We start from the raw sequence: 14413 nt of genomic DNA on the forward strand, positions 1-14413 counted from the left end.
TAATAAAAAAGTTCTAAGTTTTTTAGCGCCATTAGGAATCGGTTTGTTGAAATTGTTTTTGTTTAAGAATGTAATTATTTTTAGTTATTTTTATTTAGGAAATAGTAGTTGGGGCGGAAATACTATATTGGCTTTAGAACTGCTTATTGTATTTGCTTTCATCATAATAACTATGAAAAAGAAAAAACTAAAAAGTCGATAAATTATAGAGGGGTGGCAACTTAAATGGATATGAAAAATCAAACTGCCATTGTTACAGGCGGCGGAACCGGGATTGGAAAGGCAGTATCTCAAGAACTGGCTGGACATGGAGCGGCGGTCGTCGTAAATTATTCACGATCGAAAGTAGAGGCGGAGGTAACGGTTGAAGAAATCCGAGCCGCAGGCGGTAGAGCAATGGCCGTGCAAGCTGACGTATCTGTAGATGCGGAGGTTCGGGCTATGGTACAGGTTGCCGAACAGACTTATGGATCTGTAGATTTACTTGTGAACAACGCAAGCATTACGCGGCATATATCGATGCATGACTTGGAGGCTGTGACGGACGAAGCGTGGAATCAACTGATCGATGTCAATGTTAAAGGGATGTTCTATTGCGCCAGGGCTGCTGCACCCCTGATGATTCGCGCGGGAAGAGGTGCGATTGTCAATCTCGGCAGTATCGCCGGGACGACCGGTCAAGGTTCCTCGTTGCCTTATGCCGTCTCCAAAGCAGCCGTTCATGGCTTGACTTTGTCCCTGGCACGTGCTTTAGCGCCTCATATTCGCGTCAACGCTATTGTACCTGGCGCGGTCGACACGCGCTGGTGGGAGGGGCGGGAGGAGCAAATGCGTCGACTTGCGCCTGCGACACTGTTGGCCACCATCTCAACTCCAACGGATATCGCGAGAGCCATTCGTTTTGCGTTGGAACAGGAGGCAATGACAGGTCAGCTTATTACAATAGACAGTGGACAAACTCTCTGAATGAGTTGATTTTTTAATACGCAACTTTTCTAATAGGAAGACCATTCTTAACTGGGTGCAAGTGGGCTTGGCAATCAAGAGTTTTGAATATTTCGCACCTCTCTGGTTACACGACGTAATATCTGATCAATTTAACAGATCGCCGAATTAGTCAAAGCCTTATGGCTTGGTAGGGGACGGCGGTCTTATTTATACTCATCATTCTTTTTCAGGATATTCTCCTTCTATTCGCGCCGGCAAGGTTCGTTACATCGGTGCATCCAACTATGCGGCCTTGGAACTCCCTACGCTCCAGGTAATAACGAACTTTGAATGAGATGAAGTAAACGTTTTGTTTGCCGGCACTGGCAGGCAACGCGATGCGGCTGAAGCACGCGTTCATGGATTGCTCACGCGACGATCACGAACCCTAACATAACATAAGATCGTGTCGCGGCCTTAGACAGGTTTAACGACATGATACTTATAAACCGTAGACTTTAAGATTCATTGCTTGTTAAATTAAATCTATAAATTTAGTGGGTAAAAGTTTACACCCCTTCGCACGGATGAGTGGATTTGTTTGAGCAGCAGTAAAGATATCCTGATGAAGTTATGATCGATACGCAATGAACTCACTATGAAAAAAAAAGTGACAACACCGGCAAAAATGGTATTATATAATTTATCTCTGCTATTCGCATAGAAATACTTGGCAATGTAAGGCGGGAGGGATGCAAGCTGATTGAGCTTACGAATATAAGCAAATCATACCGCATCGGGTCGTCTATTGTGGAAGCGGTGAGCGGGATCGATCTTTCCGTTCGGAAGGGCGAGATTTTCGGCATTATCGGACATTCCGGCGCGGGGAAAAGCACGTTGCTGCGCTGCGTTAACCTGCTGGAGCGGCCTACGGAAGGAAAGGTGTCGGTCGGCGGCGTCGAGCTGACTGGCTTGCCTTCATCCGGCCTACAAAAGCAGCGCCGCCGGATCGGCATGATTTTCCAGCACTTCAATCTGCTGTCGATGGCGACGGTCCGGGACAATATCGCGTTCCCGCTCAAGCTGGCCAAAAAGCCGCGCAAGGCCGTGTCGGCCCGCGTGGACGAGCTCATCGAGCTTGTTGGACTAAACGGCCATGCGGACAAATACCCGGCGCAGCTGTCCGGCGGGCAGAAGCAGCGCGTGGGCATCGCCCGCGCCCTCGCCAACAATCCCGACGTCCTGCTGTGCGACGAGGCGACGTCTGCACTTGACCCGCAGACGACGAATTCGATTCTCTCGCTGCTCCTGGACATCAACCGGAAGCTAGGGATCACCATTCTGCTGATTACGCATGAAATGCACGTGATCAGAACGATCTGCGACCGGGTGGCGGTCATCGACCGCGGCGAGATTGTGGAAATGGGCGACGTGGCGGACGTGTTTCTGCGGCCGGCGCATCCGGTGACGCGGGATTTCGTCCTTCAAGTGGCAGATTCCTCAGACAGCCGTGCGTTAGCCGGACACAGCGGCGGCCGGGTGTTCCGCGTCAATTATGTCGGCAGTCTGACGTATGAGCCAATCCTGTACAATGCCGTCCGCGCCACGAACGTGCGATTCGCCATTCTGCAGGGAACCGTCTCGCGGATGAAGACGACGCCCTACGGTCAGCTCGTCGTCGAGCTGATCGGCAGTGACTCGGAAATCGAAGCCATCGCCGCCCAGCTTCGCATCGAGGGCCTGGATGTGGAGGAACTGCGATGAATAAATGGCTGGAAACCTTCGAGAACTTCGAGAACCTGAATGGGGACGAACTGTGGGAGGCGACGAAGGATACGCTCGTCATGATGGCCTGGTCCATGGTATTCACGGTCATCCTGGGACTCGTACTCGGCGTTGTGCTGTTCCTGACGTCCCGAAGACAGCTGCTGGCCCAGCCGGTGGTCTACGGCGCGCTGTCTCTGATCGTCAACATCCTGCGCTCGGTGCCGTTCGTCATCCTGATGATCTCCATTATGCCGTTTACGAAGCTGATAATCGGTACCACGCTGGGCGTCGAAGGTTCGATACCGCCGCTTGTCGTGGCGGCCGTACCCTTCTTCGCAAGGCTGGTCGAGACGGCGCTGCGCGAAGTCGATCGCGGCGTCATCGAGGCTGCCCAGGCCATGGGCGCTTCGAAGAGCGCGATCGTGACCCGCGTGCTGCTGCTGGAAGCGCGGCCGGGCCTGCTTGCCGCCGTGACGATTACGGCCGTCACCCTCGTGTCTTATACGGCGATGTCCGGCGTCATCGGCGGCGGCGGCCTTGGCGATCTGGCGCTCCGGCACGGCTATCAGCGGTTCCAGCCCGATGTCATGCTGGTGACCGTATTGCTGCTTATCCTGGTGGTTCAACTCTTGCAGACGGCCGGCGACCGGATGGTTCGCCGTTACAGCCGGAAGTAAGGATGGACATAGAGAAATGAGATATCATACTGCGGAGGGATTGGAAATGAAGAAAGCAAGTTTACTCGTACTGGCGGCCGTAATGCTGCTCGCGATGCTGTCCGCATGCGGACAGAGCAACAAAGGAAATGAAGGCAATGCCAGTACCGGAGCGGAAAGCGCCGAACAGGAGAAGCCAGCGGAGCCGGTGAAGCTGAAGGTGGGCGCGACAGCGGTGCCGCATGGGGAGATTCTGAAATATGTACAGCCGCTGCTCAAGGAGAAGGGCGTCGAGCTGGAGATCGTCGAATTCAACGACTATGTACAGCCGAACACGCAATTGTACGAGAAGCAGTTGGACGCGAACTTTTTTCAGCATACTCCTTACCTCGATCAATTCAACAAGGATAAGGGCTACAACCTTGTTTCCGTGGCCGGCATCCATATCGAGCCGTTCGGGGCTTATTCCCGCAAGGTAAAGAAAGCCGACGAGCTGAAAGAAGGCGCGAAGGTCGCCATCCCGAACGATCCGTCCAACGGCGGCCGCGCGCTGGCGTTGATCGCCGCGAATGGTCTCATCACGCTGAAGGAAGGCGTGGGCGTGAAAGGCACGGTGAACGATATTACGGACAATCCGAAAAAGCTAACTTTCACCGAGGTGGAGGCGGCAACGCTGCCGCGCGTGCTGGACGAGGTGGATCTGGCGCTGATCAACACGAACTATGCGCTTGAAGCGAACCTGGTACCGACGAAGGACGCGCTGTTCATCGAAGGCAGCGACTCCCCGTACGTGAACGTGCTTGTCGCACGAGCTGACAACAAGGATTCAGACGCGATCCGGACTCTTGCGGAGACGCTGCAGTCGCCGGAAGTTAAGACCTTTATCAATGACACATACAAGGGCGCGGTCGTTCCGGCGTTCGAGTAAAAAGCAAATCGTAAACGTTGGGACTCGTTTTCGATCCTTAAATTACGGTCGCCGTCCGTTTGGCCTTCCCGGTCAAGCGGACGGCGATTTTTTTTTGCCACTTTTTTTCTCCGGATTACGCGCTGGTCTTCCCTTTTATTAAGAATGTAAGGCCAAGCGAAGGTAGGCGGCGAAATTGCCTGTCGTACATGAGGATGTAATAGAGCTGGGGCATGTAACAGGGGCACTAAAATCTACCAGATCGGATACAAAATCAAGAAGCTGTCCCCATCTCTTGATTGCAAACAGCCGCTTGTCCGGATCGGGCTCGGCAGAAAGGGAGGTGGTCATGCCTAAAGGCACTCGGGGACAGGAGGAGCGAAAGCGCCCATAACGCTAGCGCGGCACCATCAGAAGATGAAAATGGTAGTCATGTGATATAATTTCCTTACTGCTGGCAAGGCAGGTCGGCAGTCAATGGTGCTTCGATCCCGAGTTTTAGACTGACCCTAACGACGAGGTGCACCACAGATTGTTGCTCCAAGAATAACCATATGTAGTTGTTGCACCAGCCCCTTCACACTTGCTTCCGTAAAGAGATTTTTGTGAATGGACGTCGTATACAGTCAAGTGTGTGGACTTGACGTTCATTAAAAGAACATCGTTGACTACACCATCACACCTGAAGGTAAAGGGCCACGCACGTTTGGCACCATGACCGATGATTTGATCTTGCTTATGGATTGGCTCAAGACCAAGGGATGCACTCACGTCGCTATGGAAAGCACAGGTTCTTACGGTAAACCGATCTATAATCTGTTGGAGATTGAGGAGAGTGGCGCACTTGTTATAAACGCCCAACACATCAAGAATGTTCCGGGTCGCAAAACCGACGTTAAAGATGTGGAATGGATGTCCAGACTGCTTCGCCACGGTCTATTGAAAGGTAGTTACATCCAAACCGCGAGCAACGAAAACAGAGAGAATTGATCCGGTATTGTCGTAGTCTTATCGATGTGCGCGCTCAAGAAGCCGTATTAAAATGTGCTGGACCTCGTCAAAAATTGGAAATTAGGAATCTCCAATTTACGGAGATGGGCTCATTTACATTTTGTAAGCAGTGCATTACATTAGCTGCCGCTGTCTTTGTTCAACTAACGTCTTCCGATTGTTCAGCAGTGAAATTTATTAATAACCTGCTTCAATTAATAGTAACTCGTAAGTGGCAGTGACGCCTCCTTGAATACTGTGCTTTTCCTCGTACTCCTTATACATGTCGGTGAATAGGCGCCGAGAACTTAGTCCGCCAATCTTGACGGCTTCTGACGTACTTGCGCCCATCGCTTTTACGGATTGAAGGAAAGCTCTTGGGGTATCGTACGTTTCCTTTTGAGTCGCTTGCTGACATTGGATATGAGAAAACCCGGCTTCCATAAGAATGTTTTTCCATTGAAAAGGCGAAAGGAACGATAGTCCGTGCCGCTGCGGTTCCATTCCGTTCGCAAAATAAACTTCATTAAAAGCTTGATGGAGTTCGCGAAACGTTGCCGGCCCGAATGTCGTGAACACTAGCAAGCCTCCTGGTAGAAGGATCCTTCTAAGGTGACCTAATGTTTGCTTCGGTTGACTTAACCATTGAAAGCAAGCGCTGGAAACGATGAGGTCGAAGGAGTCCGACGGGGCTTCGACAGCCCACCTCTCCACGTCGGCATGTACAAAACGTAAGTCAGCTGATTGAATAGAGTTAACGCGTTTTTCAGCAGCTTTGATCATTGCTGGTGCAATGTCTAGCGCACTAATATTAGCACGGGGCCAATGGCGTACCAACATTTCGGTCAAAGTACCCGTGCCGCAGCCGACTTCCAGCATTTCTAGTCCGTCCACATTTCTTTTGCTAAACCAATCTATGAGCGACTTTACAACCTGGGCTGCCATAGTGCGCTGTACATTGGCGTGAACGTCATACGAACCTTCTGCGCTACGGTTAAATTGACGCTGAATTGCGGTTGTCCGATTGTTCATGCCACCATCTCCTAAATCGTTCTACAATCTCCTCTTCCCTTCCCACAAACGGCGCATGGCCGCAAAAAAGAATGGTATGGAGCATGGCCTGAGGCAATAATGAGATAAGCTCCAATGCGGCGTTATATGGACATATTTTATCTTCCGCGCCATGCACGAGAAAAACCGGGCAACAGACATGGTTCAATTGAGACAAGACTTCCTCGCCTCGTAAAATCTCAAGACCGGCGATTAACGCCGATATCGTCCAACCGCCGCAAGGAGGAAGGTTCTGATCAATCCCCGCCTCGCGTTCCGATTCCGTAAATAGCATACGTCGAAATTTGGTTTCGACCGCCTCTCGGTCTTTTGAAAGTCCTGCAATCATCTGTCTCACATACGCATCCGCCCAACCCAGATCGGACTCCTCACAGGGACGAGTAAATCGAGCAGGCGCCGCAAATAATAGAAGCCCATCAGCCAAGCCTTTCGCTGCGAGCCTTAACGCCAATAAACCCCCGAGCGACCAGCCTCCGATCAATGTTGGGGGCTGTAACTTTCTTACCGCCGATTCAGTCAGAAGTATCATCTTTTCCGGGTTATCGGCTTCGCAATAGTCAACGGTTACATGTTCAAAATCCGGCAACGACTCGCGAAGTCTATCGAAAACCGAGTCCGGCATGCTCCATCCGGTAAGCCATAGGATGGTTCCGAGATTATCCGACTCGTTCATCGCAGTACCCCCATTCGAATACCGATGGTGCGAATGCAGTCTACTGCATTGATCAGTTCTTTGATCGAATGTACTGCCGATAACGAAAAGCGAATGCGAGCCGAACCGTCGGGAACGGTCGGCGGACGAATCGCGACCGCTGCAATCCCAATCTCTTCAAGCGCACTGCTAAAACGCAAAGCGGTTTCATTATCGCCCACGATCAACGGTATGATAGGCGAGTCGCCCTCGCCGACGATGAAGCCGGCGGCACGAAGCGAAGAGCGAAATAACCGGCTGTTCTCGAACAATCTTTCTCGACGCCAGTGATCCGCAATGACCAACTCTAGCGCTTTTGAAATACTAACCACGAGAGAAGGCGGCAACGCCGTGGAATAAATAAGCGGTCTTGCTTTATTCACTAACCACCGAATCAAGGTGCGGCTACCGCAAATATAGGCTCCGTAAACGCCGAACGACTTGCTGAACGTCCCCATATGAATATCAACTTCACCCTGCAGGCCGAGTTCACGGCACAATCCCTCGCCGCGCCTCCCGTAAAGCCCCCCGCTGTGCGCCTCGTCCACCATGAGCATGGCTCCATACTCTCGTTTGAGAGTAACGAGTGCGCGCAAGCGAGCTTGATCGCCGTCCATGGAAAAAACGGCGTCCGTAACGATCAACTTCCGCCGGTGATCGCGGTACTTGTTCAACAAGGATCTCAAATGCTCCATGTCGTTATGGCGGTACCGGACGTGCTCCGCGCGACTCAGTACGACTCCATCCACGATGCTTGCGTGGTTCAACCGATCGCTGAAAACGATATCTCCTCGGCTAACAAGGGCGCCAATAACTCCGGTATTCGCCATATAGCCGTTGGCGATAACAAGGCTTGCCTCGCAGCCCTGCCAATCGGCCAGCGCTTGTTCTAGCCGTCCGTATGAAGATCGGTTGCCCGTTACTAGTCGCGAAGCTCCGGACCCGACTCCCTCGGATAACAGAGCTTCCCTCATCGCTTCGATGATAGCAGGGTGTTCAGCGAGTCCCAGATAGTTATTGGAAGAAAGGTTGAGCAGCGTTCGTCCGCCACGCTCCATGTAATCGGGAAGTCCGGAGACGATACCGTGCTCTCGCAAGGATCGCTCTAACGAGGCTACAGCCAACGTTTCGAGTTCTTTTTCCATCCATTCCATGATGTCACCGCCTTACTGGGCGTTCAATTCGATTTCGAAGCCCAAATCTTCGATGATTTGATGATCGGCGGATACTTCTTGTCCTGCAGTCGTTAAATAATCGCCTACGAACAGAGAATTCGCGGCGAATAAAGCTAAGGGCTGCAACGAACGGAGGTTAACTTCGCGGCCGCCTGCCACGCGAATTTCTTTGGAGGGACAAATGAATCTAAATAAGGCTAGTACCTTTAATGCTTTCATCGCCGGGGTGCGGCCTGCATGCTCCAATGGTGTTCCCGGTATTGCGTTCAAAAAATTAATCGGGATCGAATCCGCGTCTAGTTCACGGAGCGCATACGCCATTTCAACGATCTCTTGATCGGTCTCGCCCATTCCGATAATAACGCCGGAGCAAGGAGACATGCCATGTGTCTTAACTTTCTCTACGGTTTCAACGCGTTGATCATAGGTGTGGGTCGTCGTGATGGAGGGGTAGTTGGCTTTACTGGTATTCAAGTTGTGGTTATAACGATGAACGCCGGCATCCGCAAGCCGTTCGGCTTGATCGCCTTTGAGTATGCCCAGACATGCGCATACTTTCAGCGGCATCGTTTCCCGGATTTTCCTTACCGCGTCTACCACTTGATTAAGCTCTTTGTCTGTCGGGCCTTTGCCGGCGGCTACAATGCAATAGGTTCCGGCCTTGCGTGCCATCGCTTCGCGCGCGCCGGCTAGCAACGTTTCTTTATCGAGCAAGGTATATTTGGCGACCGGCGCCGTCGAAACGATAGATTGCGAACAATAGCCGCAGTCCTCGGGGCAAAGGCCGCTTTTGGCATTGATGATCATGTTCAATTTCACTTTTTTGCCGTAGTAATGCTTTCTCACCATAAACGCGGCATTCATGATCATCAACACTTCGTCATTGTCCGCTTCGAGCACGGCGAGCCCTTCCTCTAAAGTCAGACGTTTCCCGCACAACGCTTTCTCGGCAAGAGACTGCCACTTCTTATCTGCAATAACGGTTTCCAATTCTATCATTCTCCCATGATTTGAGTGGCAATTGCGCCTCTGATAAGCGCGAACTCTATGGTTTCTCGAAAAGTTTGTATTAGCGCGGCAGTCGACTCGGCATGAATACAGGGAAAACGGCCAAGGACCTTAAGTCCGCCGTAGCGCTCGATAAGCTCCGCGTTCGTAGCGATACTGGGATCGTTCGACTCCGTATTCCCGATGTCGTTCATAATGACGCCAATGATAGGGACACCGAGTTTCTTAAGATAGGAAGCCGTCAGAATCGTGTGGTTAATCGTCCCCAGGCTGGAGCGAGCTACGATCAACGCAGGTATGCGAAGCTCCGAAATAAAATCTGCCATGAGGACCTCATCGGTCAACGGTACCGCGACGCCTCCGGCGCCTTCGACGATCAGCGCTTGGTAACGATCAACGAGCGGTGCACCTGCCGAAATAATATCCTTTAAAGTAAGCGTCACCCCGGATTGCTTGGCCGCGAGCATCGGCGTTACCGGGGCTTCGAAGGTAAAAGGAGCAACGGACTCGGGACGATCGTGGATTCCCGTGAGTTGCAGTAACCTTTCGGCATCGGTCAATCCGCTTCCGATAGACGCGCCAGATTGCACCGGCTTCCAAACGCCGACGTTCACTCTTTCGGCACGGAGTGCGGCAGCAATGGCGGCCGTCACCATTGTTTTCCCGACTCCCGTGTCCGTTCCCGTTACGAATAAACCGCGTATCGACGTTCCGGCGATCGATTCGTTCAGCTCGTTCAACCGCCTTCAGTGACGCTAATTATCGATTCCGTCAAAATGTCCGTCATGGCGGCAAGCTCGGATTCCGTACTGGCAAGCGGAGGAATGAACACCATTACGTTGCCGAGCGGTCTCGTCAGCATTCCGAGTTCTCTTGCACGCAGACTCGCGCGAACGCCGATTCTTTCTGCCCAATCATAGGGCTGGCGAGTTACTTTTTCCCGAACGAGTTCGATGCCGATCATTAGTCCCTTTTGCCGAATCTCGCCGACGTGAGGACGATCATTAATCGCATTTAGTTTATGCTCGACGAACGAGGCTTTAGTTTTTACTCCTGCAATCAAGTTGCGATCTTCGAATAGCTTCAAGTTTGCCAAAGCAACGGCACAACCCAGCGGGTTTCCCGTAAAGGAATGACCATGGAAAAAGGTCTTTTGTTCTTCGTAATCGGCGTAAAACGCGCTGTATACGTCATCCGTCGCAAGAGTCGCCGCCACGGGCGAATAGCCTCCCGTAAGACCTTTCCCTATCACCATCAAATCCGGACACACGTCTTCAAGATCGCAAGCGAACATGGCGCCCGTCCGACCGAAACCGGTCGCCACCTCGTCGGCGATAAATAACACGTCATGCTTTCGGCATAGGTCAGCCATCTCGCGCAAACAGCCCGATGGCATAACGATGATGCCGCTGGCCCCTTGTACGATCGGCTCCACGATAAGCGCCGCAATCTCCGATGCCCGGTTCTCGAGCAAATGGCAAAGAGCGGTTAGCGTCGCTTCCATTGCCTTCTCATCGCCCCCATGGCGGTATGCGTAAGGATATGGAATGACGTGAGAAGGAAATAACATGGGGCGGAACACTTCGTGATAGAGAGGAATCGCTCCGACGCTTACCGCGCCGATCGTATCTCCGTGATACGCTTGATTCATCGTAATAAACGTCCTTTTATCGCGTATCCCCTGGTTATGCCAGTATTGAAACGCCATTTTGATCGCGATCTCGACTCCGGTTGCTCCTGAATCAGAGTAAAAGACTTTGTTTAATCCTTTCGGTGCGATAGTCGTCAACTTCTCCGCAAGTTCGATTGCCGGTATGTTAGCCATTCCTAGAAGAGTTGAATGGGCGACTTGTCCTAACTGATCCGTGATCGCCTGGTTCAGCTCCGGCACGTTGTGACCGTGTATGTTAAGCCACACGGACGAGAATCCGTCGTAATAAGCGCGTCCTTGAACGTCATAGAGTTTGATTCCTTCTCCTCGTTCGATGATAAGTGGATCGGAATGTATGTAGTCTTTCATCTGAGTAAAAGGATGCCATAAGTGTTCCTTATTCAAGGCAGCAAGTCGTTCGAAGTTTGATCTCAGAAATGATCACCGTCCGTTATTTGAATTAATTGTTAACCAATAAATATTTTTTGGTTAACAATTAGACATGATAGCAGACGGTTCACCTTACTGTAAAGGGATTTCAAAATGTGACTACCAACAAAAAGTCCAAGAATAAAATATCACAAAGGGTCTACATTATTGCGCTAATCTATCTGTTAATCGTGGAGGAGGCAGCCGATCAATGTCGGCACTATAAATAACGGAAGGACAGACAAAAGCTTCTAAGTTATATGACTCTAGATGTCCTATTTGCCGCTTTATAATGCAGCGGGTACTATAAGATTCAAATGTCAACTGTGGACTTGTTCTTGGACCAGAAGGCGACAGTACCGCCGATGGAACCGTTATTGAATATTGGACGGACAGTGGATGGCTCGGCCTGCAGTGCAATTCATTGACGCAGGCAGAGGCTTTTCTACATTAAAAAACCGTGAAACGGGTAAGTTTATCGATGTTTCTTCAAACTCTCTTGAAGTTGGGGCTAACGTCGTCGCATGGAGCGACACAGGTGGTTTCAATTAACAAAGGGCGGCATTCCTATAATGCGAAGAGATGGCCGCGTGGAAGCGGCGGACTGCTGAAGCCGGCCGCAACCGCCACGCGGGCGGAAGCGGTGGCCGTGATCGCCCGGAAGCTGGACGCGCTTGGCCTGCTGGTCAAATATTAAACAGCAGAAAGCCTGCGGACCGTATACGATGCCACAGGCTTCTGTTTTTCAACCAAGCAATCTCGTTTAGCTTAAAACCTGCCGTTCAAGACTAACCACGATTAGACGCCCGGAGACAAAGTGAAGGTATATTTTCGCTTCCCGTTTAAAGAGGTGAAATCGTTCTTTATAAACGTAAACCTGATACGAAGCCTTACGAATGTCGCGCTCGGATAACAGCTTGGGTTTCTTTCCCGCCACATCTATTACCTGTTCCAAGGTCATCCCTGTCTCAAGCTGCCGATATTTAACTTCGTTGATGACCGGGATATCCGCTTCTTTCATAAACGCGACGAATTCGGACCAACCAAAGACGATTCCCGATATCGTAGAAATCACGAGCAATAGGGAAAGAAAATTCCTCACGATCGTCAGCCTCGCCCATCAAAGTGTTGGTAAACGCTGCCTAAGCGTCAATGATACTTATAGTCCGTTGACCCCCGCTTGCTTTGCCTATTACGATTAATATGCTTTTAACCTATGAAGTCGCCATTACTTTGTATACTTAAAATGAAAATATTTTAAAATATGGAACATTCTAATAGTTTATAACGTCATAAAGAGCGAAATTCACCATGGGAGGTAATGACATGAAAAAGAAAATGAAGCTTGCAACGCTCGGACTGGCCGCATTGTTGGCGGTGGGAAGCTCCGCGGGGATCGTATCCCAATCGGCCGAAGCGGCGGCTAAAACGTATCCGGCCCTGCTTAAGGTCAACGATTATTACGTGCTCTACACGTCGCCGAAGGCGCCTTATATCGACAAGCAGTCTCGTATCATAATTCCGCTGCGCTCGATCAGCGAGCTGCTCGGGGCAAAGGTGAGCTATGATGCCAAGTCCAAGACGGCGACGATCAGCTTGAACGGCAAGACGATCCAATTTACGATCGGCTCCAAAACGGTGATTGTAGACGGCAGCTCTGCTCAGATGGATACCGTGCCGGTAGTGGACAAAAATTCGCTCTTTATCCCGGTCAGCGTGCTGTCCAAACATTTGGGCATCAAGAGCAACATCGATTCGCAGACCAAGATCTATTCGATGACGGGCGACAACCTGATGAAGACGGATATAATTAAATACGCGCTCGAAGACGCCGAGACCGGCGCGATGATCGCGCCGCCGGGCAAGATCGCGAGCAACAACGCCTTTGCGCCCGTCTCCTATACGTACGACGATAAAAAGGACAGCTTCACGATCAAAGCCAAAAACATCACGGGCGCAGACGTACCTGCCGGAGAGGCGGACGTGGCTGCATACATTCTCACGGATTCGGGCGTTCAATTCCTGAACCAGAAGCGGGATCGGCCGGCCGTCAAAAAGGACGGGATCGTCACGGAGAGCATCCAGAACGGGGCGATCGGGGAAGACGTGAATTACTTGCTCGTGAAGGGTCGTTTGTTGGACCGCTGACGTTCGTAAGAGAACCAACTATCGTCAACGCCCAAGAGCTGCTGGTGAGGATGACACTCGCCGGCGGCTGTTTTTGATGAAAGGAGCAAGCTGCGCTTGGCCGTGCGTATTATCGTTGTCGCTGTAGCTTTGCTTAATGGTTTATGGATGTTAATCGATGGGTCCTACGTCTTGGCTAAAGGAAAATATATCGGCCCGGGGCAGCCGGGTCCCTGGAGTAAATGGCTATCGGCCATGGGCTTAGACCCATTTAAAATGGGCGTGCCCTTCATCGTGCTGGGGACCGCGTGGCTGGCATGCCTGTTAGGATTGGCGCTTCGGCAGAACTGGGGATGGGTCGGGCTTTTTGTATGTTCGGCGCTAACGTTAGGATACGTTCCATTCGGAACGGTAGGTTCTCTTATTATCATCGTATCGCTGGTCCTTAGAAAATCTCGGGTAGGGTATCCATGAACGGCTGTTACCCATGATGCGCTGATCTGTTATCATGGCGGATGCTTTCAAGGGAATGTAAACAATGCTTCGCGGGATTTGGCAAATCGCTATTCTACTATGTAACGAACCCCTAAAGAAACAGAGTGACTGAAGGATAAGAGACTCATGTTGATCCGCCAAGGATCCAGGATACTGCTATTAATCTGTTTCTTATTTTCCTATGCGGCTAGCTCCCCTGTGCACGCAGCTCAATCCGCGGCTGTGAAGTCATCATCGATCAGCCGTCAGTTCGGTGCGGCGCCTTTTGATCCAGAGCGGACGTTCATAGCGAATAACAGCGACTTAAAAGTGCAAGAAAAAGGCGACTATACTATCGTTACCTGGTCGCCTATATACTCGCCCGATGGTCAGCACATCTATATGAGCGTGGCGAAAAAGAATAAGTGGCTCTTTCGCGGGAAAGAAGTGCTTACCTTTAATGAAACCGGCGACGGCTCATCGAAATCCATCGTTTTCGTGAACAACTATGTTTTTTTCGGAGATAAAAAGAGCCTTCAA

At 51.1% G+C, this 14413-nt stretch carries 15 protein-coding genes and 1 pseudogene; 9 read left to right on the plus strand and 7 right to left on the minus strand.

The window, feature by feature from the left end:
• The 6 genes and pseudogenes from PQG80_RS28435 to PQG80_RS28950 form a co-directional block, all read left to right on the plus strand.
• On the plus strand, window positions 1-202 hold a 202-nt coding region (locus PQG80_RS28435), incomplete at its 5' end, for a hypothetical protein (RefSeq protein ID WP_271755226.1).
• 23 nt (window positions 203-225) lie between these two features.
• On the plus strand, window positions 226-966 hold the full coding sequence (locus PQG80_RS28440; protein ID WP_271755227.1) for an SDR family NAD(P)-dependent oxidoreductase: 741 nt from the start codon (window positions 226-228) through the stop codon (window positions 964-966).
• A gap of 720 nt (window positions 967-1686) precedes the next feature.
• Window positions 1687-2691 carry a methionine ABC transporter ATP-binding protein gene (locus tag PQG80_RS28445; protein ID WP_271755239.1) on the plus strand — a complete coding sequence of 335 codons (1005 nt, stop codon included), beginning with the start codon at window positions 1687-1689 and terminating at the stop codon, window positions 2689-2691.
• Entirely contained in the window at window positions 2688-3371 is a 684-nt protein-coding gene (locus PQG80_RS28450) for a methionine ABC transporter permease (RefSeq protein WP_271755228.1), read from the plus strand. Before PQG80_RS28445 ends, PQG80_RS28450 begins: the two co-directional genes overlap by 4 nt.
• A gap of 46 nt (window positions 3372-3417) precedes the next feature.
• Window positions 3418-4278 carry a MetQ/NlpA family ABC transporter substrate-binding protein gene (locus PQG80_RS28455; protein WP_271755229.1) on the plus strand — a complete coding sequence of 287 codons (861 nt, stop codon included), beginning with the start codon at window positions 3418-3420 and terminating at the stop codon, window positions 4276-4278.
• A 639-nt stretch (window positions 4279-4917) separates the two neighbouring features.
• Window positions 4918-5288 (plus strand): annotated as a pseudogene (locus PQG80_RS28950) (IS110 family transposase); the annotation flags it as partial.
• A 157-nt stretch (window positions 5289-5445) separates the two neighbouring features.
• Here the strand turns inward: PQG80_RS28950 and bioC are convergent.
• From bioC to bioA, 6 genes are read right to left on the minus strand one after another with little or no spacing between them, the layout of a single operon-like run.
• The gene (bioC, locus tag PQG80_RS28465) at window positions 5446-6279 is read right to left on the minus strand and encodes a malonyl-ACP O-methyltransferase BioC (protein ID WP_271755230.1); all 834 of its coding nucleotides are present in this window, start codon (window positions 6277-6279) and stop codon (window positions 5446-5448) included.
• Entirely contained in the window at window positions 6242-6991 is a 750-nt protein-coding gene (locus PQG80_RS28470; RefSeq protein WP_271755231.1) for an alpha/beta hydrolase, read from the minus strand. The genes bioC and PQG80_RS28470 overlap by 38 nt, the downstream gene beginning before the upstream one ends.
• Entirely contained in the window at window positions 6988-8163 is a 1176-nt protein-coding gene (bioF, locus tag PQG80_RS28475) for an 8-amino-7-oxononanoate synthase (protein ID WP_271755232.1), read from the minus strand. Before bioF ends, PQG80_RS28470 begins: the two co-directional genes overlap by 4 nt.
• A gap of 12 nt (window positions 8164-8175) precedes the next feature.
• A complete protein-coding gene (gene bioB / locus PQG80_RS28480) occupies window positions 8176-9174 on the minus strand; it encodes a biotin synthase BioB (protein ID WP_271755233.1) in 999 nt (332 codons plus the stop codon).
• A gap of 5 nt (window positions 9175-9179) precedes the next feature.
• A complete protein-coding gene (gene bioD / locus PQG80_RS28485) occupies window positions 9180-9932 on the minus strand; it encodes a dethiobiotin synthase (RefSeq protein WP_271755234.1) in 753 nt (250 codons plus the stop codon).
• Window positions 9929-11212: an adenosylmethionine--8-amino-7-oxononanoate transaminase gene (gene bioA, locus PQG80_RS28490; RefSeq protein WP_432432818.1), complete on the minus strand. Its 1284-nt coding sequence runs from the start codon at window positions 11210-11212 to the stop codon at window positions 9929-9931. Before bioA ends, bioD begins: the two co-directional genes overlap by 4 nt.
• 598 nt (window positions 11213-11810) lie before the next feature.
• On the opposite strand from bioA, the gene PQG80_RS28495 reads away from it, so the two are divergent.
• A complete protein-coding gene (locus PQG80_RS28495; protein ID WP_271755235.1) occupies window positions 11811-11969 on the plus strand; it encodes a hypothetical protein in 159 nt (52 codons plus the stop codon).
• A gap of 66 nt (window positions 11970-12035) precedes the next feature.
• Here PQG80_RS28495 and PQG80_RS28500 read toward each other — a convergent pair whose 3' ends face one another.
• The gene (locus PQG80_RS28500; RefSeq protein ID WP_271755236.1) at window positions 12036-12374 is read right to left on the minus strand and encodes a hypothetical protein; all 339 of its coding nucleotides are present in this window, start codon (window positions 12372-12374) and stop codon (window positions 12036-12038) included.
• A 224-nt stretch (window positions 12375-12598) separates the two neighbouring features.
• Between PQG80_RS28500 and PQG80_RS28505 the strand changes: the two genes are divergently transcribed.
• A complete protein-coding gene (locus PQG80_RS28505) occupies window positions 12599-13420 on the plus strand; it encodes a stalk domain-containing protein (RefSeq protein ID WP_271755237.1) in 822 nt (273 codons plus the stop codon).
• Between the two features lie 600 nt (window positions 13421-14020).
• Window positions 14021-14413 (plus strand): hypothetical protein (locus tag PQG80_RS28510; protein WP_271755238.1); only part of this gene is annotated, 393 nt, incomplete at its 3' end.

Source organism: Cohnella rhizoplanae (assembly GCF_948329515.1).
Lineage (GTDB): Bacteria > Bacillota > Bacilli > Paenibacillales > Paenibacillaceae > Cohnella > Cohnella rhizoplanae.